We start from the raw sequence: 22033 nt of genomic DNA, 5'->3' as shown, positions 1-22033 counted from the left end.
GCACGAGCGTTCACCCCCTCAGGGTAAACGCCTGTGCACCCCCTCGGCGACAGGAAGTACGGACACCGCGTTAGCCTCGAAGACCCGGGCTCCTGGCCCGGACGACACGGACGAGAAGGCGAAGGTGGCTGCGATGGCGAAGGTTCCTGCAGCGGCGGTGGCGGCGAGCGGGCTGGTCGGCGGGTACGCCGTCGCCCGGTGGACGAAGAAGCGGCCGCTGGGCGGGGTCGCCCTCGCCGCCGCGGGCAGCGTCGCCGCGTACGAGTGGAACCGTCAGGCGGGACCGCGTGCCGCCGCCGGGCTGACCGCGGCATATGTCGCCGCGTTCGCCGGTTCGCACCCCCTGGCCAAGAAGGTCGGCGCCTGGCCCGCCGTCTTCGCCGTGGCGGGCGGGGTGGCCGCCGCGTCATGGGCGGTCACGCGCCGGACCGCCTGACCCGTGCCCCTCCGGGCGCCCGGCGCCCGCCCGTCCCCGCGGAACCGGACCCGGGGCGTCCGCTCCCACGGCTTCCGTGGGACCGGACGCCCCGGACTCCGCACGCGCCCTGCGACGCCCCGGACCGCCCTGCGCCCTACGCCCCCAGCGCCCGCGACACCGTGTAGATCAGCAGCCCCGCCAGCGCACCCACCACCGTGCCGTTGATCCGGATGAACTGCAGGTCACGGCCGATGTGCGCCTCGATCTTCTTCGACGTCTGGTCCGCGTCCCAGCTCGCGACCGTGTCGCTGATCAGCGACGTGATCTCCGTGCGGTACGTCGTGACGACATAGACCGCCGCGTCCTCCAGCCAGCCCTCGAGCTTGGCCTGCATCCGCCCGTCCGTCGCCAGCCGCGCGCCGAACGTCAGCAGCGAGGCGCGCGCCCGCAGCCGCAGCTCGCTCTGCTCGTCGTCCGCCGCCGCGATGACCATCGTGCGTACGGACGACCAGGCCGAGGCGATGACCTCCTGGACCTCGCCGCGCCCCAGGATCTCCGACTTCAGCCGCTCCACCCGCGCCCGGGTGTCCGTGTCCGTCTGGAGGTCGGCGGCGAAGTCCGTCAGGAAGGTGTCGATCGAGGCGCGCGCCGGGTGCCCCGGCATGTCCCGCATCTCCGTGATGAAGCGCAGCAGCTCCTTGTAGACCCGCTCCCCCACCCGCTTGTCGACGAACCTCGGCGTCCAGCCGGGCGCCCCGCCCTGCACCGCGTCCATCACCGAATCGCCGTGCAGCACCAGCCAGTCGTGGGCGCGCACACAGATCAGGTCCACCACCCTGCGGTGCCCGCCGTCGGCAACGATCTTCTCCAGCATCTTGCCGAGGCCGGGGGCGATCTCCGCCGCGTTGGCCCGCCGGGTGATCGCCTCCCCCACCACGGCCTGCACATCGGAGTCCCGCAGCACCGTCAGCGCGCCGCGCAGCGCGGTCGACAGCTCGGCGGTGACCCGGTCGGCGTGCTGCGGCTCGGCCAGCCAGGCCCCGAGCCGGCCGCCGATGCCGAGAGAATGTATCCGGCTGCGCACGACATCGCCGGAGAGGAAATTCTCCCCGACGAAGGAACCCAGAGAGGCCCCCAGCTGGTCCTTCTTGGTGGGGATGATGGCGGTGTGCGGGATCGGCAGGCCGAGCGGACGCTTGAACAGCGCCGTGACGGCGAACCAGTCGGCCAGCGCACCCACCATCCCCGCCTCGGCTGCCGCGGCGACGAAGCCCGGCCAGCCGCCCACGCCCGCGTTCTTCGCCCAGGTGGCGAGGGCGTACACCAGCGCGACCAGCAGAAGGAGGCCCGTCGCCGTGGTCTTCATCCGGCGTACGCCGCGCCGCTTCTCCTCGTCGGCGGCGGTGTACGCGAACGAGGCAAGGGGGGCCGGACGGCCGCCGGGCCCGGAACGGGCCGCGCCCGCCGCCTGCTCATGGGCACGCTCCGCCTGCCCCGCACCCTCTTCCCCGGGCCCGGTCCGATCGATCCGTTCCATCCGCTCCACCCGTCCGCGTACGTCTCGCCCCCGGTGTCCCGTACGCATTGTCCTTACCTGACCTACTCCCGGGCCGCACGTCGAGTTCCCGGAGCCCTGCCCCATCATGGGGTCAGCCCGACAACCACGAGGAGACACACCGCCCATGCCCAGGCGTCAGGGGTACGCCCTGCTCATCGCCCTCGTGGCGGGCACCGCCGCACTCGCCGCCGGTGTGGCGTTCGCCGGCCCGCTGCTGCTCTCCGGCTCCGGCACCGGCCGCAAGCAGATCGCCGCGCCCGATCCGCGGTCCGTGGCCCGTACACCCGCCGCGCCCGCCCGCTCCACCGGCCTCTGGCTCAGCACCTGGACGGCCGCACCCACCACCGGCGTGATCGACCCGTACCACGGCGGCGACCCGGCCCGGCGCACCATCCGTAACGTCGTGCACACCAGCATCGGGGGCGACGCGGCCCGCATCACCCTCTCCAACCTCTTCGGTACACACCCGCTGGTGATAGACCACGCCACGGTGAACACCCGTCCCGTGACCTTCCGGGGCACGTCCGCCGTGACCGTCGCCGCGGGCGGGCGGGTCGTCAGCGACCCGGTCGTCGTCCCGGTCGCCGCCGACGCGGATCTCGTCGTCGCCCTGCGCACTCCCACCGCCGAGGGTCCCGTCACGATCCACCCGGGTACGCACCAGACGTCGTACGTGGAGGACGAGCGGGGCACCTGGCGCACCACCGACTGGCGCTACCTCACCGCCGTCGACGTGCACAACGAGACCGCCGCCGGAACGATCGCGGTGATCGGCGACTCGCTCACGGCGGGCACCGGCTCCACCCTCGACGCCAACAGCCGCTGGCCCGACGTCCTGGCCGACCGGCTGCACGACCGGTACGCGGTGGCCAACGCGGGCATCGCGGGCAACCGCATCCTGCGCGACGGACGCGGCGTACGGGCGAGTGCCCGCTTCGACCGCGACGTACTGGACGTCGCCGGGGTGAGGACCGTCGTCATCGCGCTGGGCATCAACGATGTGCAGCAGTCCCCGCAGGAGACCGACCCGCGACGCATCGCGGACGCACTGCGGTCCCTGACCCGGCGCGCCCACGCACGCGGACTGCAGGTCGTCGGGGCGACGCTGATGCCGTACGAGGGGTTCCGCACCTGGACGCCCGCCCAGGACGCCGTACGGGAACAGGTCAACGAGCTCATCCGGGCGGGTGGTGTCTTCGACTCGGTCATCGATTTCGACAGGGCGGCCCGCGACCCGTACCGCCCCTCCCGGCTCCTGCCGTCCTACGACTGCGGCGACCACCTCCACCTGAACGACGCGGGCTACCAGCAGCTGGCGTCCACGGTGGACCTGACGGCACTGGCGCACGAGCGGCCCGCCTCCGGCCTGCTCTGAACTCCTTTGCCGGTGCGTGCGCTTGAGGGCGGGTCGGTGTCAGTGGGGGTGGTTACGGTGGCGGCCGTGTCTGACTACCTTCGAGAAAACGGCCCGCACGAGAACGCGATGGCAGGCGACCGGTTGGCTGATCCGGAATGGCTGGTGAACACCGACCCGGCACAGGTCCTGGCGGCGCTGGGTGGTGCGGTGGGCCGGGAGGAAGTGCTGACGGCCGCGGTGTACCGGGCGTCGGCGCATCTGCACCGGAAGGCGGGGGCCGGGGCGCGGCGGCAGTTGCTGGCCATGGATGCCACCCGGTACGGCGAGCGGGAGCTGGCCGCCCGGATCACGGCCGTGCCGGTGGAGGGCGAGCCCGCGGCGCGGTGGGGCGTGGACTGGGCCACCGGTGGCACGCTCTCCCACCAGCTCTGGCACACCCTCACCGGCCACACCGATGGCGTGCCGGCGGTGGCGACGACGGTGGTCGACGGCCGGCCCGTCGTCGTCACCGGGAGCTACGACAAGACCGTACGGATGTGGGACCTGACCACCGGCCGGCCCCTCGGCGAACCCCTCACCGGCCACACCGGCGGGGTGACAGCGGTGGCGACCACGGCGCTGGACGGCCGCCCCGTCGCCGTCACCGGCAGCCACGACAAGACCGTACGGATGTGGGACCTGACCACCGGCCGGCCCCTCGGCGAACCCCTCACCGGCCACACCGGCGGGGTGACAGCGGTGGCAACCTCGGTGGTCGACGGCCGCCCCGTCGCCGTCACCGGCAGCCACGACAAGACCGTACGGATGTGGGACCTGACCACCGGCCGGCCCCTCGGCGAACCCCTGACCGGCCACACCGGCGGGGTGACAGCGGTGGCGACCACGGTGGTCGACGGCCGCCCCGTCGCCGTCACCGGCAGCGATGACGAGACCGCACGGGTGTGGGACCTGATCACCGGCCAACTCATCTATGCCCCTCTCTTCGGCCCCGCCCTCGCAGTCGCAACCGCGGCGGTCGACGGCCGCCCCGTGGCCGTCGTCGGCGCCTACGACGAGGAGCGGGTGTGGGACCTGGCCACCGGCCGGCTCATCGGTGCACCCCTCACCGGCCACGCCCGCGGGGTGGAGACGGTGGCAACTGCGGTGATCGGTGACCGTGCGGTGGCCGTCACCGGAACCTTCGACGAGGCGCGGGTGTGGGATCTGACCACCGGCGAGCAGATCGGTGACCTCCTCACCGGCCACCCCCGTGGGGTGGAGGCGGTGGCGACCGCGGTGGTCGACGGCCGCCCCGTCGCGGTCACCGGCAGCGGGGACGGGATCGTGCGGGTCTGGGACCTGGCCGCCGGACCGTCGGCCGGCCGGCCGCTGCCCGGTCACCTGGGCGATGTGAACGCCGTGGCGGTCACGGTGATCCATGGCCGCCAGGTGGCTGTCACCGGAAGTGGTGACACCACGGCGCGGGTGTGGGACCTGGTTTCCGGCCGGCCGGCGGGCACCGGCCTCATCGGCCACGCCGACCAGGTGTGGGCGGTGGCGACCACGACGCTTCACGGCCGTCCTGTAGCGGTCACCGGCAGCCGGGACGAGACCGCACGGGTATGGGACCTGGACACCGGCCGGCCGCTCGGTGAACCCCTCGCCGACGACGTCGACAGGGTGTGGGGGGCAGCGACCGCGGTGGTCGACGGCCGCCCCGTCGTCGTCACGGGGAGCCGCGACGAGACGGTACGGGTGTGGGATCTGACCACCCGCCGACAGATCGGCGAACCCCTCAACGGCCACGACGACAGCGTGTCCGCGGTGGCGACCGGGACGCTCGACGGCCGCACCGTGGCCGTCACCGGCAGCCAGGACGGGACGGTGCAGGCATGGGATCTGGCCACCCGTCGGCTCATCGGCCGGCCCCTCACCGGCCACACCGACACGGTATTGGCGGTGGCGACCGCGGTGGTCGACGGCCGCACCGTGGCGGTCACCGGCAGCCGCGACGGAACCGTGCGCAGGTGGGATCTCACCACCGGTCGGCACGCCGATGAGCCCCTCGGGCACCACGCCGACCACGTGGGTGCGGTGGCAATCGGAACGGTCGACGGCCGCACCGTCGCCGTCACCGGCAGTCGCGACGGGGCGGTACGGGTGTGGGACCTCGCCACCGGCCAAATGATCGGTGCGGAGCTGGTGTTCCCCGCACCTGTCCGCGCGGTGGCGGTGGCACCGGGCGGGAAGCTGCTGACCGGCTTCGGCCGGGAACTCGCCGGCCTCTCCCCCCGCTGACCGCACACACCACGCCAGACCGCCCGGAGCAGATGCCGCCGCACCATTGGGCGCTGCTCCGGCCGGCCTGCGACGGCGGCGACCACCTCCACGGGAGCGGCCGGACCGGAACGCCCGGGGCGGCGTCGGCATGCGCGATCGTCAGACCCGTTCAAACCCAGCGAGCACGCGCCGCAGAACCCCGATGTCCGGCCGGGTCACTGAACCGGCCGCAGGCCGCCCGGACTTACGGCGCACGCACAGCCACTCAGTCCGACGGCCCCTTCTCCAGCCGGCCCCGCCCGTCACCGCGCTCCCCGTCCAGCTCCCGGGCCCGTTCGGCCTCCTTCAGCCGCTGCTTCTCCGCCTTGCTCCGCTTGCGCTCCACACCGACGCCGCCCATCAGCGCGAACCCGGTGATCCGCACCCGCGGGGAATCCGGCGACGGCACCCCCTCGTCCTTCGAGTGCTCCCCGAAGCCGCCCATGATGCCGATGCCCCTGACGTCGGCATTCAGCTCCGGCGGCACCACCACATGGATACCGCCCATGATCGTGATGCAGCGGATCACCACCTCGCGGTCCTCGAAGTTCGCCTCGCGCAGATCGATCTCACCGCCGCCCCACATCGCGAACGCGGTGAACTTCCGGCCCACCGTCCAGTTCCCCCGGCGGCCGAACCCGCCCCAGAACGCGAAGGCCCCGCTCGATGTGGCGGGCTTGCCGACCCGTTCCGCCCAGCGCACCGCCGATCCCTTCGCCGCGCGTGCGGGGGCCGGGCTCAACGAGGACACCTCCGTGCCCGGTGCCGGAAGGTCGCGTACGAGCGGCTCCAACTCCCCGTGCGTACGCGCCTTGTAGGCCGATTCGAGCCGCTGCTCGAACTCCTCCATCTCCAGCCGGCCCTCGGCCACCGCCTCGCGCAGGGTCTCGGCGACACGCTCACGCTCGGTATCGGAGGCACGCATTTCCGGAAGGTCACTTGTCATACCGCGCAGCCTATTGAACGCGTACGCTCCCGTCACCGACCTGCCTGCCGCCGGACGACGCGTACATCTTCGCGATCACGGCCTCGATGTCGGGCTCGCGCACCGACAGGTCGACCAGCGGGTAGTCCGCGGCGATCCGGGCGACCAGCGGCGCGGCCGACTCCGAGGCCGGGAAGGCCAGCCACTGGCGCGGCCCCTCCACCTTCACCGTGCGGACCGAAGGCAACGAGTCCAGCCGGATCGGGGGGAGTTGACGCTCCAGGTCGACCACCAGGGTCCGCTCGCTCTCGCCCACCTCGTGCAGTCCGGCGAGCGCGCCGTCATACATCAGCCGGCCGTGGTCGATCACCATCACGCGCCTGCAGAGCTGCTCGATGTCCGTCAGGTCGTGCGTGGTGAGCAGCACGGTCGTTCCGCGTTCGGCATTCAGGTCCCGCAGGAACTGTCGGACCTTGACCTTGGACACGACATCCAGGCCGATCGTCGGCTCGTCCAGGTACAGCACCTCGGGATCGTGCAGCAGCGCCGCCGCGATGTCACCGCGCATCCGCTGCCCCAGCGACAGCTGTCGTACGGGTACGTCCAACAGCTCGCCCAGATCGAGGAGTTCGACGCAGCGGTCCAGATTCTCGCGGAAGCGTGCGTCGGGGATCCGGTACATCCGGTGCATCAGCCGGTACGAGTCGCGCAGCGGCAGGTCCCACCAGAGTGTGGTGCGCTGGCCGAACACCACACCGATCCGGTGCGCCAGCCTCGTACGCTCCCTGGACGGGTCGATGCCCGCCACCCGCAGCCGGCCGCCGCTCGGGGTGAGGATGCCGGTCAGCATCTTGATCGTGGTCGACTTCCCGGCGCCGTTCGGCCCGATGTAACCGACCATCTCGCCGCGCGCGACGCGGAAGCTGATGGAGTCGACCGCGCGCACCTGGTGGCGCTCACCACGCATGAAGCCGGTCTTCCGGCGCACGTCGAAGACCTTCTCGACGTTGTCGAGCTCGATGAAACCGGCTCCGGCGCCGGTGCGTGCGGTGTCGGTGGTTCCGATGGTGTCCACACCGCCGGTGGCGGTGTCGGTGGTGAGTTCCGCGTCCATGCCTCTCGTCCCTGTCCTGTCGGCCCTGTCCCGTCCCGACCTGTCCTGCCCGGTGCTCCGTCAACTTCCCGTGCTGCGGTAGGCACGCAGACCCGCGCGCCAGGCCAGACCCGCGAGCAACCCGCACAGGCCCGCCACCACCGGGGGCAGGAACGCCACCCCGTCCGGCAGGTCCAGCGGATAGTCCCGGCCCAGCACGTAGAGCGCGGGCAGCCAGTTCACGAAGGCCAGCGGCACCACGAACGTCACCCCGCGCACCAGATCCTTCGCGAAGATCGACGGCGGGTACTGGAGCAGCGTGTTCCCTCCGTACGTGAAGGAGTTCTGCACCTGGGAGGCGTCCTGCGCGACGAACTGGAACGCCGCCCCGGCCACGAACACCGCGGCGTAGATCGCCGCCCCGCTCAGCAGCATCAGGGGGATCATCACCACCTTCAGCGGCGTCCAGTCGACGTCCAGCGCCACCAGCGCGTACCCGAGGACCAGCACCCCCTGAGTGATCCGCCCCAGCCTGCGCAACGCGAACCGGTCCGCCGCGACCTGGGCGAGCACCGGCACCGGCCGTACCAGCAGCGTGTCCAGCGTGCCGTCGCGCACCCGCCGTCCCAGCCGGTCCATCGAGCCCATCACCAGGTCGGCGAGCCCGAACGCGGTGCCCGAGGCCCCGTACAGCAGCGCGATCTCGGGCAGTGAGTAACCGCCCAGCGCGTCCACGTGCGAGAACATCAGCAGAATCGTGACGAAGTCGAAGGCGGTCGCCGCGAAGTTCCCGAACGCCGTCATCGCGAACGAGGCACGGTACGCCATCGTCGACCGCAGCCACATCGCCGCGATCAGCCCGTACGCCCGGACCCCCTCGACGAGCCTCGACCGTTCGACGAACACCACCTCGGGCGGGTCCGCCGTCCCGGCCCCGGCCGTCTTCACCGCACCGGCCGTCTCAGCCACCCTGGACCACCACCCTCCTCGTCGCCACCGACTGCACCAACCGCCCCACCAGCAGCAGCGTCACCGCCCAGCCGCCCTGGAAGGCGTACGCCTCCACCAGACCCCACCCCGTGTGCTTGCCGAGCAGCACATCGGCGGGAACCTGGAGCAGCGACGACCACGGCATCGCCCGTGCCACCTCGCCGAGCGCGCCGGGGAACAGCGTCAGCGGCAGCAGCATCCCGGAGAAGAACATCCCGGCCAGGGCCGTCATCTGCGACACCCCCGCCCCGTCCAGCAGCCAGAACGCGGAGAGCGCCACGAGATAGCGGATCGCGAAACTGACCAGGACACCGAGGGTCACCGAGACGAGAAAGGCCGGCCAGACCCACGGTGAGGCGGGCAGCGCCAGATCGAAGGCGAGCGAGCCCACCAGCATCGGCACGATGCCGCGGCCCAGCAGATGGAATGCGGCCCGGCCCACATCGCCCGCCATCCACCAGAGTTGGAGATCCGCCGGGCGGTAGAGGTCGACCGCGACATCGCCGGTACGGATCCGCTCGATCAGCTCGTCCTCGAAACCGCCGCCCAGCATGGCGCAGGTCATCAGCAGAGCCTGCCCCAGCCAGACATAGGTGAGCGCCTCGGACATGTCGTAGCCGCCGAGCCGCGGACGCTGGTCCCACAGCGCCACATAGGTGTACGCCAGGATGAAACCGAAGACGGTGTTGGTGAAGATTCCCGCCGCCGTCGCCGTCCGATAGGTGGCATGGCGCCGGAACCCGCCCGCCGCCACCACCGCGTACAGCCGCACCGCATCCACCCCCGTCGCTCATCGCTCGGGCGCCCAACGGCGTTGGACACCAAAGCGCAAGACCTTAGACCCATGGGGACGACCGCCGCGACCGCTTTTCGGGGTCGATCCGGTGCTTATTCCATGGAAAAGGGCACTATGGGGGAACTGACCGCGGCCGAGGAGTCTGCACGGACATGAGCGACGAGCCACAGCAGCCGAGCGGGGGGAACGAACACCGGCCCTGGGTCCCCAGGGATCCGTCCGCCCACGACGACAGCGCTCACGCCGGCCACGGCGGTCACGAAGGCCACGAAGGCCACGACGGAGAACGGGGTGGCGGACCCGGCAGGACGAGGAAGTCCAAGCGCCCCGGGCGCACCGGCTGGCGCCGCGCCGTCCCCACCTGGCGGATGGTCCTCGGCGCCCTCCTCGTCCTCGTCGTCCTCCTGATCGGCGGCTTCATCGCCGGGTACGAACTCGTCGGCATCCCGCCCGCCAACGCCACCGCCACCGCGCAGTCCAACGTCTACCTCTACAAGGACGGCAGCGTCATCGCCCGCTCCGGCGAGGTCAACCGGGAGAACGTCAAGCTCGCCCAGATCCCGCTGACCGTCCAGCGCGCGGTGCTCGCCGCCGAGGACCGCGACTTCTACTCCGAACGGGCCGTCGATCTCAAGGCGATGGCCCGCGCCGCCTGGAACACCCTCACCGGCAAGGGCACGCAGGGCGGGTCGACCATCACCCAGCAGTACGTCAAGAACTACTACCTCGGCCAGGAACAGACCGTCGCCCGCAAGATCAAGGAGTTCTTCATCTCCGTCAAGCTCAACCGCGAGGAATCCAAGAGCCGGATCTTCGAGGGCTACCTCAACACCAGCTACTTCGGTCGCAACGCCTACGGCATCCAGGCCGCCGCCCAGGCCTACTACAGCAAGGACATCGGCGCGATCACCACCGCCGAGGGCGCCTACCTCGCCTCCCTCCTCAACGCCCCCAGCGCGTACGACGTCGTCGTCCACCCCGGGAACAAGGCCGCGGCCGTCGCTCGCTGGAACTACGTACTCGACGGCATGGTCAAGGAGAAGTGGCTCGGCACCGGGGAACGCGCCGCCATGGCGTTCCCCGTGCCCGGCAAGGTCAAGCCGCCCACCGGACTCTCGGGACAGCGCGGCTACATCGTCCAGGCCGTCGACGACTACCTCACCAACAACAAGATCATCGACGAGAACACCCTGGCCACCGGCGGCTACCGGATCACCACCACCCTGGAGAGGAAGAAACAGAACGCGCTCGTCGCAGCCGTCGACGACAACGTCATGTCCCAAACGAGCACCGACCGCAAGGCCGACCGCAACGTCCGTGTCGGCGGCGCCTCCATCGACACCGGCACCGGCCGGGTCGTCGCCATGTACGGCGGTGTCGACTACACCAAGCAGTACGTGAACAACGCGACCCGCCGCGACTACCAGGTCGGCTCCACCTTCAAGCCGTTCGTCTTCACCTCCGCCGTCGCCAACGGCGCCACCACCCAGGACGGTCGGCGCATCACTCCCAACACGATCTACGACGGCATGGACAGACGCATGGTCGAGGGCCCCGACGGACCCACCGGATACGCCCCCGCCAACGAGGACGACATCGACTACGGCCCCATCACCGTCCGCAGGGCCACCGACAAGTCCGTCAACGCCGTCTACGCCCAGATGGCCGAGGACGTCGGTCCCGGAAAGGTCAAGCAGACCGCCATCGACCTCGGCATCCCCGAGAACACCCCCGACCTCACCCCGTACCCGTCCATCGCGCTCGGCGTCGCAACCGCCGGGGTCCTCGACATGGCCGAGGCGTACGCCACCCTCGCCAACCACGGCAGGCACGGCGCGTACGTCCTCGTCGGCAGGGTCAGCAAGGGCGGCACGGACCTGGATCTCCCCGACAGGAACACCGAGCAGGCCGTCGGCCGGCAAGCGGCCGACACCACCACCTCCATCCTCCAGAGCGTCGTCGAGAGCGGCTCCGGCGCGGCCGCCCAGGCGGCCGGCCGCCCCGCCGCGGGCAAGACCGGCACCGCCGAGGACGACAAGGCGGCCTGGTTCGCCGGATACACCCCCGACCTCACCACCGTCATCGCCGTCATGGGCCAGGACCCCGACACCGGCGTGCAGAAACCGCTCTACGGAGCACTCGGACTGGACCGCGTCAACGGCGGTGACACACCCGCCCGGACCTGGGGCCAGTACACCGAGGCCGCGCTCCGCGGCACCGTGGTCCAGGACTTCGACCTCGAACTCGAAAGCGGCGCCGAAGAAACAGCACCGCCCACCGAGCAGAGCAGCAGCCCCGGCAGCACCGAGACGCCGTCCGCGCCCCCCACCGGCACTCCGCCCGGCACCACCGGAAGCATCTCGCCCAGCGGCCCGCCCGGCCCCGGAACCGGCGGACCCGTCACCGGCGACACGGAGACCGGCAGCCCGGCCGGCGGCGGCGCGGCGAACGGCGACGGGAGCATCGGCGGCCCGGACGGCCCCGGCGACGACTACGACTTGCTCCCGGGCGCCCCGGGCACCCCCGCCCCCTCGGCACCCGTGGCACCCCCGGCACCCCCGACAACCCCGGCACCTCCGGCACCCGTGGTTCCGGTGGCGCCGCGTCAGTGACCCGAGGTCGCCTTCAGCCCCACGACGGCCACCAGCAGCAGACAGACGAAGAAGATCCGGGCGGCGGTCGCCGGCTCACCCAGCACCACCATGCCGAGGACCGCCGCACCGGCCGCCCCGATACCGACCCACACGCCGTACGCCGTACCGATGGGGAGCGTCCTCGCGGCATGGGACAGCATCACCATGCTCGCCACGATCCCGAGCCCCGTGAACACACTCGGCCACAACCGGGTGAACCCCTCGGTGTACTTCATCCCGATCGACCAGGCCACTTCCAGCAGACCGGCGACAACCAGCAGAACCCACGCCATGACGGCACCTCCGACAAGACAGAACGCGAACAACACGGGGTGCGTCGTCTTTGCGAAACCCGGTACGGCGCGTCTCGTCGGGGTGGTTCCACCGTAGCAAAGAACAAGCAAAAGACCTGGTGACACCGGTCACCAGGCCACTCGCGACTGCCACGGTCTACAGATACAACCCGGTGGAATCCACCGACCCCTCGAACCGGTCCGCCGCCACCGCGTGCAGATCCCGCTCGCGCATCAGCACATACGCCACACCGCGCACCTCGACCTCCGCACGGTCCTCGGGGTCGTACAGCACCCGGTCACCCGGCTCCACCGTCCGCACGTTCTGCCCCACCGCGACCACGACGGCCCAGGCCAGCCGACGGCCGACCGCGGCCGTCGCCGGAATCAGGATGCCGCCGCCCGAGCGCCGCTCGCCCTCCGGCGTATCGGACCGGACCAGCACACGGTCGTGCAGCATGCGGATGGGCAGCTTGTCGTCGGTGTTCTCGCTCACGCCCCGCAACCTACCTGCCCGCCGCGGCTCCGCACGCCCCCGGGGTACGCGGATCGCGGCATCACTTCTTCCTGCGCCGCTTCGACACCACGACCAGACCCACGACGCCCACCGCGAGCAATGCCGCCGGGATCACCCGCTCCAGACGCGGAGCACCGTCCTCGGACACGAACTGCGCCTTCACGTCCGAAACCGTCCGGTTCACCGCGACAAAAGCCCGCCCCGCCGTCCGGTCCACGGCCTCGGCCGCCTTGGCCTTCGCGTCACCCATGATCGTCTTCGGGTGCACCCGCACCCCGATCTCATCGAGCACCACCGCAAGCTGCTCACGCCTGCTGATGATGTCCGCCTCGATCTGCGCAGGGGTCCTGGCATCCGACACCGCGCCGCCTCCGTGGTCCTCGTCCGGTAAACCTTCATCGACAGTCTGTCAGCTCCACCGCCCACGCACCCGGCGGCACCCCTATTACGCTCGGTCCCGTACACCCCACGTGCCACCTGAGGAGAACCATGAGCGAGCGACTCCAGCCCGGCGACACCGCCCCGGCCTTCACCCTCCCCGACGCCGACGGCAACGAGATCTCGCTCGCCGACCACAAGGGCCGCAAGGTCATCGTGTACTTCTACCCGGCCGCCCTCACCCCCGGCTGCACCAAGCAGGCCTGCGACTTCACCGACAACCTGGAGCTGCTCGCCGGCGCCGGATACGACGTCATCGGCGTCTCTCCCGACAAGCCCGAGAAGCTCGCCAAGTTCCGCGAGAAGGAGAACCTCGAGGTCACCCTGGTCGGCGACCCCTCCAAGGAGACCCTTGAGGCATACGGCGCCTTCGGCGAGAAGAAGCTCTACGGCAAAACGGTGACGGGCGTCATCCGCTCCACGATCGTCGTGGACGAGGAGGGCAAGGTCGAGCGAGCCCTCTACAACGTCAAGGCCACCGGCCACGTAGCCAAGATCATCAAGGACCTCGGCATCTGACCCGCCCGGCCGGGAACGGCTCCTGCGGCCGCCTGACCCCCCGACCGCCGGCTCCCCGACCGCCGGAGAGAGCCCAGGAGCCCCCGGACGGGCCGGAGGGATGTGAGGGACATCCCATTCGGCCACCGATCCGGTTTGCGACCGCCATGGCCGCGCAGAAGCCTTTCCTGAACACCCACCCGAGGAAAGGACCCGACCATGGCGGCCCCCGACCCCCACCAGGCGGCCGATCCGGAAGCGGTCAAACGCCACCCCACCCTGTTCCGCGCCATCCGGCAGCGAAAGAACCCGAAGCTGCGCCGGACGGACATCACCGTCACCGACGAACGGGCGGTCAAGCGGGCGGTGAAGGCGGCATCTCTCGGCAACGCCATGGAGTGGTTCGACTTCGGCATCTACTCCTACCTGGCCGTCACCCTCGGTCATGTCTTCTTCCCGTCCGGGAACGACACCACCCAGCTCCTCTCCTCCTTCGCCACCTTCGCCGTCGCGTTCCTCGTACGACCCCTCGGCGGCATGTTCTTCGGCCCCATGGGCGACAGGATCGGCCGCAAGAAGGTCCTGGCCCTCACCATGATCATGATGGCGGTCGGCACCTTCGCTATCGGAGTCATCCCCTCTCACGACACCATCGGACTCTGGGCCCCCGCCCTGTTGATCTTCTTCCGGCTGGTCCAGGGCTTCTCCACCGGCGGCGAGTACGGCGGCGCCTCCACCTTCATCGCCGAGTACGCCCCCGACAAACGCCGCGGCTACTTCGGCAGCTTCCTCGAATTCGGCACGCTGGCCGGCTACGTGGGCGCCGCCGGACTTGTCACCGCTCTGACCGCGATACTCGACTCCGGCCAGATGGAGGCCTGGGGCTGGCGCATCCCGTTCCTCGTCGCGGGTCCGCTCGGCCTGGTCGGTCTCCACCTGCGACTGCGCCTGGACGAGACGCCCGCCTTCCAGAAGCTGGAGGGCGGCACCGCGCACGCGACCGAGGCCGCCGACGGCGTCGAGACCACCACCAAGGGCGACCTCGCCGAGATCTTCCGGCAGTACTGGCCGACGCTGATCCTCTGCATCTGCCTGGTCGGCGCGTACAACATCACCGACTACATGCTGCTGTCGTACCTGCCGACCTATCTCTCCGACGAACTCGGTTACAGCGAGACGCACGGCCTGCTCGTCCTGCTCGTCGTCATGCTCTTCCTGATGCTGATCATCAGTCAGGTCGGCAAGCTCTCCGACCGCTTCGGCCGCAGGCCGCTGCTGATGACCGGGATGCTCGGCTTCTTCTTCCTCTCCCTCCCCGCCTTCCTCCTCATCCGCCAGGGCGGCATCCCCGCGATCACGACCGGCATGCTGATGCTGGGGCTCTCACTGGTCTGCATGCTGGGCACCATGTCCGCCGCTCTTCCCGCGCTCTTCCCGACCCACGTCCGCTACGGCTCCCTCTCCGTGGGCTACAACCTCTCGGCCTCCCTCTTCGGCGGCACGACCCCGCTGGTGATCACGGCCCTGATCAGCTGGAGCGGCACCAACCTGATGCCCGCCTACTACGCGATGGCGGCGGCCCTGGTCGGCGTGATCGCCGTGGCCTGCATGAAGGAGACCGCCCAACAGCCCCTGGCCGGCTCCCCGCCGTCGGTGGAGACGGAGGAGGAGGCGGCGGAACTGGCCGCGGCCCGGACACCGGATCCGAGGTTCTGATGCAGGTGCGCGAGCCCGGAGCGATCGCACCGACGACCCTGGTTCTCGGGCCCCAAGGGTCAACACGCACAAACCGGGGCCGCCGTACAGGTCTTCGGGTCCGTTGCAGCCTTCCCTTGTAGACTGCCGGAGACGCGCGAGTGCTGGAATTGGTGAGACAGGCTGGTTTTAGGTACCAGTGTCCTAGTGGCGTGAGGGTTCGAGTCCCTCCTCGCGCACCCCGATGTCAGGCCCGGATCGCTTCTGCAGCGCGCCGGGCCTGTCACGTTCACCGAGAGACCGTCACCCCAGCAGTTCCCGCACCACCGGCACCAGTGCCCGGAACGCCTTGCCGCGGTGGCTGATCGCGTTCTTCTCCGCCGGGCTCAGCTCGGCGCAGGTGCGGGTCTCGCCCTCCGGCTGGAGGATCGGGTCGTAGCCGAAGCCGTTCGTGCCGGACGGGGCATGGCGCAGGGTGCCCAGGAGGCGGCCCTCGACCACGCGTTCCGTGCCGTCGGGGAGGGCGAGGGCCGCCGCGCAGGCGAAATGGGCGCCGCGGTGCGGGTTGTCGATGTCGGAGAGCTGGGCCAGGAGCAGGTCCAGGTTGGCCCGGTCGTCGCCGTGGGTGCCGGCCCAGCGGGCGGAGAAGATGCCGGGGGCGCCGCCGAGTACGTCCACGCAGAGGCCGGAGTCGTCGGCGACGGCGGGGTGGCCGGTGGCCTTCGCGAGGGCATGGGCCTTGAGGAGGGCGTTCTCCGCGAAGGTGACGCCGGTCTCCTTGACGTCGGGGATGTCCGGGTACGCGTCCGCGCCGACGAGTTCGTGGTCGAGGCCTGCGTCGGCGAGGATCGCGTGGAGTTCGGTGATCTTCCCGGCGTTGCGGGTGGCGAGGATGAGGCGGGTCATGTCACCCAGTATCGGGGGTGGTCAGGGCGTGCAGACCTTGCCCATCTCCTGGGCGGCGTCGGTGACCGGGGTGATGTCGGGGGTGGCGTCGCCCTTGTCGATGGCGTCGCGGACATTGCCGACGCCGGACCGGAGGTCGTCGACGGCCTTGCCGAGGTCGGCGTTGTCGGTCTTGTCGCCGAGGTCGGCGAGCTCCTTCTCGATGTCGTCGAGGGCTTCGGACGCCTGGGTGGGGTCGTTCGAGGCGTTGGAGACGGCCTGCTGGAGGTTGTCGACGCCGGTGGCGATGGCGTCGGCGGTACGCACGCAGTCGAGCGCCTTGTCCACCGCGCCGCAACCGGCTGCCGCGGTGAGGGTGAGGGCGGTCAGGGTCAGCGCGAGGGTGATGCGGCGGTGGCGGGCGGCCTTGGCCATGGTGCGGTTCCTCCCCGGGTGCGGATACGCGGACGGGCGCACGGTTCGACCCGTGCGCCCGTGTTCGTAACGACGCGTTGTGGTGCGTATTTGGTTGCTTCTTTACCTGCGCCTCGCGGGGGTGGTCACTCGCCGAGGGTGCGGGCGAGGGCGTCGTTCTGGAAGACGGTGAGGTCCGCGCAGCCTGCGGTGGCGAGGTCGAGCAGGACGCCCAGTTCCTTGCGGTCGAAGGGGGTGGCCTCGGCGGTGCCCTGGACCTCGACGAAGCGGCCGTCGCCGGTGCAGACGACGTTCATGTCGGTGTCGGCGCGGACGTCCTCCTCGTAGCAGAGGTCGAGGAGGGGGATGCCGTCGACGATGCCGACGCTGATCGCGGAGACGGTGTCGGTCAGCGGCTTGCGGCCGTGCTTGACGAGCTTCTTGCGCTGGGCCCAGGTGACGGCGTCGGCGAGGGCGACGTAGGCGCCGGTGATGGCGGCGGTGCGGGTGCCGCCGTCGGCCTGGAGGACGTCGCAGTCCAGGACGATGGTGTTCTCGCCGAGGGCCTTGTAGTCGACGACGGCGCGCAGGGAGCGGCCGATGAGCCGGCTGATCTCGTGGGTGCGGCCGCCGATCTTGCCGCGTACGGATTCCCGGTCGCCGCGGGTGTTGGTGGAACGGGGCAGCATGGAGTATTCGGCGGTGACCCAGCCTTCGCCGCTGCCCTTGCGCCAGCGGGGGACGCCCTCGGTGACGGAGGCGGTGCAGAAGACCTTGGTGTCGCCGAAGGAGATGAGTACGGAGCCTTCGGCGTGCTTGCTCCATCCGCGTTCGATGGTGACGGGGCGGAGCTGTTCGGGGGTGCGGCCGTCGATACGAGACATGGCGTCGACTGTATCCGGTGCGGGGAGGGCGGCCGTTCGGGTGCCCGGGGCGGCTGCCGGAGCGATGCGGTGCGGGGTCCGGCGTGGTGTCCGTTCGATTGCGGCACAGGCCCCGTCCGGGCGGGCGGGGCCTGCGTGGCGCTGAGCGGTCCGGCTCAGCGGGGGGTTATGCGGAGGGTTCGACGGCCGGTCACATCATGTCTTCGATGTCGGCGGCGATGGGGTCGGCGTCGGTGCCGATGACGACCTGGATCGCGGTGCCCATCTTGACGACGCCGTGGGCTCCGGCGGCCTTGAGCGCGGCTTCGTCGACCTTGCTGGGGTCGTGGACCTCGGTGCGGAGGCGCGTGATGCAGCCTTCGATCTCGTCGATGTTCTCGATACCGCCGAGCCCGGCGACGATCTTCTCAGCCTTGCTGGCCATGGCCTTCTCCCTGGTTGTTCACATGCGTGCGACGGCCCACCCTGGGTCCGTTTCGTCACCGTAACGCACGTTTGGCCCAGCTTCGCGAGCGAGTGTCTGGACCGTCCTCAATGATGACGATCACCGGTGCCCTGTCTTCCAGGCGGGTTACGCACCGTACCCCAACTGGTCTACACCAGTGTGCAACGACCGCCGACCGCACCGTGTTCCGGGAGGACGCCGATGAGCTCGACGAGCAGCGCCGCAGCGCCACGGAGGACATGGTGGAACGGCTTCTTCCAAGGCCTCCAGAAGATGGGCCGCAGCCTTCAGCTCCCGATCGCCGTCCTGCCCGCGGCAGGCATTCTCAACCGGCTGGGCCAGCCGGACGTATTCGGCGACGAGGGCCTGCGCTGGGGCAACGTGGCCAAGGTGTTCGAGGCCGCGGGCGGTGCGCTGCTCGACTCGGGGCTCGGCCTCCCGCTGCTGTTCTGCGTCGGTGTGGCGATCGGCATGGCGAAGAAGTCGGACGGTTCGACCGCACTCGCCGCGGTGGCCGGCTTCCTCGTCTACTACGCGGTGCTGCACGCCTTCCCGGTGGACTGCGCGCCCGGTTCGACGTTCACCTCGGGCGGCACCTGGTTCGGGACCTGCGTCACCGGCAACGCCAAGGTGACGGCCGCGCAGTACCAGAACCCCGGGGTGTTCGGCGGCATCGTGATGGGCCTGCTGTCCGCCTGGTTCTGGCAGCGGTACCACCGGGTCAAGCTGGTGGACTGGCTCGGCTTCTTCAACGGCCGCCGACTCGTCCCGATCATCATGGCGTTCGTCGGCCTGCTCTTCGCCGCGCTGTGCGCGTGGCTCTGGCAGCCGATCGGCGACGGTCTGACCAGCTTCTCCAAGTGGCTGGTGGACCTGGACTGGGCCGGCTCCGGCATCTTCGGTGTCGCCAACCGCGCACTGCTGGTCATCGGTCTCCACCAGTTCCTGAACACGTTCGTCTGGTTCCAGTTCGGCGACTTCACCAAGCCGGACGGCACGGTCGTGCACGGTGACATCAACCGCTTCCTGGCGGGCGACCCGACGGCCGGTCAGTTCACCTCGGGCTTCTTCCCGATCATGATGTTCGCCCTGCCCGCGGCGGCGCTGGCGATCTACCACTGCGCCAAGCCGCATCGCCGCAAGGCGGTCGGCGGCATGATGCTCTCGGTCGGGCTGACGTCGTTCGTGACGGGCATCACCGAGCCGATCGAGTACTCGTTCCTCTTCGTCGCGCCGCTGCTGTACGCGATCCACGCGGTGCTCACCGGTGTCTCGATGGCGGTGACCTGGGCGATCGGAGTCAAGGACGGCTTCAGCTTCTCCGCGGGCCTGATCGACTACGTCATCAACTGGAGCCTGGCGACCAAACCATGGCTGATCATTCCGATCGGCCTGGTCTTCGCTGCCGCGTATTACGCGATCTTCCGGTTCGCGATCACCCGATTCAATCTCCAGACACCGGGCCGAGAGCCCGACGAGCTGGAGGAGGAGATCGAGAGGGATCTCACGAAATAGCAGATCAGACGGGTCTTTCGACCCCATCGGCAGAGGCCCTCGAACCCTTGGTTCCGGGGGTCTTCGCCATGTCACCGAGCGTGGACGATAGCTCATGCGAAGTAGTCGGATCGTGAAGGTTCCTTATCTCGCCCACACCGTGCTACAACTGGTCTACACCACTGAGTGGTTCAGACCACGTGGCGATCTGCCGCGTTCTTCGAGTCGCCGCCTCCCCCCTCATCGACCTGGGCGGCGCCTTGTCCAATGGAGGAAGTTGATGTCCACGGCAGACACCGCGCCCGCGGTCACCAAGAAGAAGGGCGCCGGCGCGATGGCGGTCATGCAGCGCATCGGCCGCAGCCTCATGCTGCCGGTCGCGGTGCTGCCCGCGGCCGCGCTCCTGGTCCGTCTCGGCAACGACGACATGCTCGGCAGGGACTCGTTCCCGGGCTTCATCACCAAGATCGCGAGCTTCATGGCCGCGGGCGGCAACGCGATCCTCGACAACATGGCGCTGCTGTTCGCCGTCGGCATCGCGATCGGCTTCGCCAAGAAGTCGGACGGCTCGACCGCCCTCGCCGCCGTCACCGGCTACCTGGTCTTCCAGAAGGTGCTCGCCACCTTCACCGACAGCAACCTGCCGCAGGTCGCGACGGTCGTCGACGGCAAGGTCGTCATGACGGACGCCCCCGTGGACGCCAAGGTCCTCGGCGGTGTGGTGATGGGCATCGTCGTCGCGCTGCTCTACCAGCGGTTCTACCGGACGAAGCTGCCGGCCTGGGCGGGCTTCTTCGGCGGCCGCCGCCTGGTCCCGATCCTCTCCGCCTTCGCGGGCCTGGTCATCGGCATCGTCTTCGGTTACATCTGGCCGGTGCTCGGCACCGGACTGCACAACTTCGGTGAGTGGCTGGTCGGTTCGGGCGCGGTCGGCGCGGGCATCTTCGGTGTCGCCAACCGTGCGCTGATCCCGGTCGGCATGCACCACCTGCTGAACTCGTTCCCGTGGTTCCAGGCCGGTGAGTACCACGGCAAGAGCGGCGACATCAACCGCTTCCTGGCCGGCGACCCGACGGCCGGACAGTTCATGACCGGCTTCTTCCCGATCATGATGTTCGCCCTCCCGGCGGCCTGCCTCGCGATCGTCCACTGCGCCCGCCCCGAGCGCCGCAAGGTCGTCGGCGGCATGATGTTCTCCCTCGCTCTCACCGCGTTCGTCACCGGTGTGACCGAGCCGATCGAGTTCACCTTCATGTTCATCGCCCCGGCGCTGTACGCGATCCACGCGGTGCTCACCGGTGTCTCGATGGCCCTCACCTGGGGCCTCGGCATGAAGGACGGCTTCGGCTTCTCCGCCGGTGCGGTCGACTTCTTCCTGAACCTCGGCATCGCGAGCAAGCCATGGCTGCTGGTACTGGTCGGTCTCTGCTTCGCGGTGGTCTACTACGTGGTCTTCCGCTTCGCGATCACCAAGTTCAACCTGCCGACCCCGGGCCGCGAGTCCGACGAGGAACTGGCCGAGCTCCTCAAGGCCGAGGCGAAGTAACCCTCGGCCCGGGCCCGGCCCGTACGCCATAACGGCTCGAAGCCCTCACCTCCCCGACGGGAGGTGAGGGCTTCGTCGTGTCCCCGGTGCCGGTCTCGGGCCTCAGATCTCGTAGACCGCGCCCGGCGCCGCCACCTCGACCGGTCCGTCGAAGAACATGCGGGCATCGGCCAGATTGCGGTCGGCGTCGGTCCACGGCGGGATGTGGGTGAGGACGAGACGCCCCACTCCGGCACGGGCGGCGATCTCGCCCGCCTCGCGGCCGTTGAGGTGGAGGTCCGGAATGTCCTCCTTGCCATGGATGAACGATGCTTCGCAGAGGAACAGATCGACGCCCTCGGCGAGCTCGTCCAGGGCCTCGCAGGCACCCGTGTCGCCGGAGTACGTGAGCGAGCGGCCGCCGTGCTCGATCCGGATGGCGAAGGAGTCGATGGGGTGGCAGACCTTCTCCGTGCGGACCGAGAAGGGGCCGATCTCGAACGAGCCCGGCTTCAGCGTGTGGAAGTCGAAGACCTCGCTCATCGCCCGCTCGGACGGGGTGTCGCCGTGCGCGATGGTCAGCCGCTGTTCGGTGCCGTCGGGACCGTAGACCGGGAGGGGGCCGGCAGGGCCTCCGTCGTGCCGGTAGTAACGGACGACGAAGTAGGCGCACATGTCGATGCAGTGATCGACATGGAGGTGGCTGAGGAAGACGGCGTCGAGGTCGTAGAGACCGACATGGCGCTGCAGCTCGCCGAGGGCGCCGTTGCCCATGTCGAGGAGCAGCCTGAAGCCGTCGGCCTCTACGAGGTAGCTCGAGCACGCCGATCCCGGGGACGGGAACGAGCCGGAGCAGCCGACGACGGTGAGCTTCATG

21 protein-coding genes, 1 tRNA gene and 1 riboswitch are annotated in these 22033 nt (G+C 70.1%); of the genes, 9 read left to right on the top strand and 13 right to left on the bottom strand.

All coding sequences use genetic code 11. The annotated features are described in order from the left end of the window. The first annotated feature begins 133 nt into the window (after positions 1–133). Positions 134–436 carry a hypothetical protein gene (locus ACIRP2_RS00785; RefSeq protein ID WP_404245137.1) on the top strand — a complete coding sequence of 101 codons (303 nt, stop codon included), beginning with the start codon at positions 134–136 and terminating at the stop codon, positions 434–436. A 136-nt stretch (positions 437–572) separates the two neighbouring features. Here the strand turns inward: ACIRP2_RS00785 and ACIRP2_RS00780 are convergent, their stop codons facing one another. Continuing rightward, positions 573–1955, bottom strand: a complete 1383-nt coding sequence (locus tag ACIRP2_RS00780; RefSeq protein ID WP_404245135.1) for a DUF445 domain-containing protein — start codon at positions 1953–1955, stop codon at positions 573–575. 145 nt (positions 1956–2100) lie between these two features. Between ACIRP2_RS00780 and ACIRP2_RS00775 the strand changes: the two genes are divergently transcribed. Continuing rightward, the gene (locus ACIRP2_RS00775) at positions 2101–3351 is read left to right on the top strand and encodes an SGNH/GDSL hydrolase family protein (RefSeq protein WP_404245133.1); all 1251 of its coding nucleotides are present in this window, start codon (positions 2101–2103) and stop codon (positions 3349–3351) included. Positions 3352–3417: 66 nt separating this feature from the next. Continuing rightward, positions 3418–5610 (top strand): WD40 repeat domain-containing protein, encoded by a 2193-nt coding sequence (locus tag ACIRP2_RS00770; RefSeq protein WP_404245131.1) that lies wholly within the window; start codon positions 3418–3420, stop codon positions 5608–5610. A gap of 247 nt (positions 5611–5857) precedes the next feature. Here ACIRP2_RS00770 and ACIRP2_RS00765 read toward each other — a convergent pair whose 3' ends face one another. From ACIRP2_RS00765 to ACIRP2_RS00750, 4 genes are read right to left on the bottom strand one after another with little or no spacing between them, the layout of a single operon-like run. Further along, complete coding sequence (locus ACIRP2_RS00765; RefSeq protein ID WP_404247117.1) at positions 5858–6556, bottom strand: DUF1707 domain-containing protein; 699 nt, start codon at positions 6554–6556, stop codon at positions 5858–5860. Positions 6557–6587: 31 nt separating this feature from the next. Next, a complete protein-coding gene (locus ACIRP2_RS00760) occupies positions 6588–7670 on the bottom strand; it encodes an ATP-binding cassette domain-containing protein (RefSeq protein ID WP_404245129.1) in 1083 nt (360 codons plus the stop codon). A gap of 60 nt (positions 7671–7730) precedes the next feature. After that, positions 7731–8597, bottom strand: a complete 867-nt coding sequence (locus tag ACIRP2_RS00755) for an ABC transporter permease (protein ID WP_404247115.1) — start codon at positions 8595–8597, stop codon at positions 7731–7733. A 13-nt stretch (positions 8598–8610) separates the two neighbouring features. Further along, a complete protein-coding gene (locus ACIRP2_RS00750; protein ID WP_404247113.1) occupies positions 8611–9411 on the bottom strand; it encodes an ABC transporter permease in 801 nt (266 codons plus the stop codon). Between the two features lie 176 nt (positions 9412–9587). On the opposite strand from ACIRP2_RS00750, the gene ACIRP2_RS00745 reads away from it, so the two are divergent. Further along, positions 9588–12047, top strand: a complete 2460-nt coding sequence (locus ACIRP2_RS00745) for a transglycosylase domain-containing protein (protein ID WP_404245127.1) — start codon at positions 9588–9590, stop codon at positions 12045–12047. On the opposite strand, the gene ACIRP2_RS00740 is transcribed toward ACIRP2_RS00745, so the two are convergent. From ACIRP2_RS00740 to ACIRP2_RS00730, 3 genes are all read right to left on the bottom strand, one after another. Continuing rightward, positions 12041–12361 carry a DMT family transporter gene (locus ACIRP2_RS00740; RefSeq protein ID WP_376208069.1) on the bottom strand — a complete coding sequence of 107 codons (321 nt, stop codon included), beginning with the start codon at positions 12359–12361 and terminating at the stop codon, positions 12041–12043. The two genes, ACIRP2_RS00745 and ACIRP2_RS00740, sit on opposite strands and share 7 nt — an antisense overlap. A gap of 38 nt (positions 12362–12399) precedes the next feature. After that, a riboswitch (guanidine-III (ykkC-III) riboswitch) is annotated at positions 12400–12471 on the bottom strand. 47 nt (positions 12472–12518) lie between these two features. Further along, a complete protein-coding gene (locus ACIRP2_RS00735) occupies positions 12519–12857 on the bottom strand; it encodes a co-chaperone GroES (protein WP_030923137.1) in 339 nt (112 codons plus the stop codon). A 61-nt stretch (positions 12858–12918) separates the two neighbouring features. Further along, a complete protein-coding gene (locus ACIRP2_RS00730) occupies positions 12919–13239 on the bottom strand; it encodes a DUF3618 domain-containing protein (RefSeq protein WP_404245124.1) in 321 nt (106 codons plus the stop codon). 128 nt (positions 13240–13367) lie between these two features. On the opposite strand from ACIRP2_RS00730, the gene bcp reads away from it, so the two are divergent. The 3 genes from bcp (at position 13368) to ACIRP2_RS00715 (ending at position 15748) form a co-directional block, all read left to right on the top strand. Next, on the top strand, positions 13368–13835 hold the full coding sequence (gene bcp, locus ACIRP2_RS00725) for a thioredoxin-dependent thiol peroxidase (protein WP_376270455.1): 468 nt from the start codon (positions 13368–13370) through the stop codon (positions 13833–13835). Positions 13836–14033: 198 nt separating this feature from the next. Further along, a complete protein-coding gene (gene proP, locus ACIRP2_RS00720) occupies positions 14034–15530 on the top strand; it encodes a glycine betaine/L-proline transporter ProP (protein ID WP_404245122.1) in 1497 nt (498 codons plus the stop codon). A 134-nt stretch (positions 15531–15664) separates the two neighbouring features. Beyond that, a tRNA-Leu gene (locus tag ACIRP2_RS00715) sits at positions 15665–15748 on the top strand. A gap of 64 nt (positions 15749–15812) precedes the next feature. Here ACIRP2_RS00715 and rdgB read toward each other — a convergent pair. The 4 genes from rdgB to ACIRP2_RS00695 form a co-directional block, all read right to left on the bottom strand. Beyond that, positions 15813–16415 carry an RdgB/HAM1 family non-canonical purine NTP pyrophosphatase gene (gene rdgB / locus ACIRP2_RS00710; protein ID WP_404245120.1) on the bottom strand — a complete coding sequence of 201 codons (603 nt, stop codon included), beginning with the start codon at positions 16413–16415 and terminating at the stop codon, positions 15813–15815. A gap of 21 nt (positions 16416–16436) precedes the next feature. Next, entirely contained in the window at positions 16437–16829 is a 393-nt protein-coding gene (locus ACIRP2_RS00705; protein WP_404245118.1) for a hypothetical protein, read from the bottom strand. 125 nt (positions 16830–16954) lie between these two features. Further along, positions 16955–17692 (bottom strand): ribonuclease PH, encoded by a 738-nt coding sequence (rph, locus tag ACIRP2_RS00700; RefSeq protein WP_404245116.1) that lies wholly within the window; start codon positions 17690–17692, stop codon positions 16955–16957. A gap of 190 nt (positions 17693–17882) precedes the next feature. Next, positions 17883–18116 carry a glucose PTS transporter subunit EIIB gene (locus ACIRP2_RS00695; RefSeq protein WP_014156020.1) on the bottom strand — a complete coding sequence of 78 codons (234 nt, stop codon included), beginning with the start codon at positions 18114–18116 and terminating at the stop codon, positions 17883–17885. 222 nt (positions 18117–18338) lie between these two features. Between ACIRP2_RS00695 and ACIRP2_RS00690 the strand changes: the two genes are divergently transcribed. Together ACIRP2_RS00690 and ACIRP2_RS00685 are read left to right on the top strand one after the other, a co-directional pair. Further along, a complete protein-coding gene (locus ACIRP2_RS00690; protein WP_404245114.1) occupies positions 18339–19652 on the top strand; it encodes a PTS transporter subunit EIIC in 1314 nt (437 codons plus the stop codon). A 259-nt stretch (positions 19653–19911) separates the two neighbouring features. After that, positions 19912–21177: a PTS transporter subunit EIIC gene (locus ACIRP2_RS00685; RefSeq protein ID WP_404245112.1), complete on the top strand. Its 1266-nt coding sequence runs from the start codon at positions 19912–19914 to the stop codon at positions 21175–21177. 102 nt (positions 21178–21279) lie between these two features. Here ACIRP2_RS00685 and ACIRP2_RS00680 read toward each other — a convergent pair whose 3' ends face one another. Continuing rightward, positions 21280–22032 (bottom strand): MBL fold metallo-hydrolase, encoded by a 753-nt coding sequence (locus ACIRP2_RS00680; RefSeq protein ID WP_404245110.1) that lies wholly within the window; start codon positions 22030–22032, stop codon positions 21280–21282. Position 22033: the final 1 nt, after the last annotated feature.

Origin of the sequence: Streptomyces sp. NPDC101194, assembly GCF_044767885.1 — a bacterium.
Classification (GTDB): Bacteria; Actinomycetota; Actinomycetes; order Streptomycetales; family Streptomycetaceae; genus Streptomyces.
Note: the sequence above shows the minus strand (reverse complement) of the source record. Positions and strands in the feature narration are given on the sequence as shown.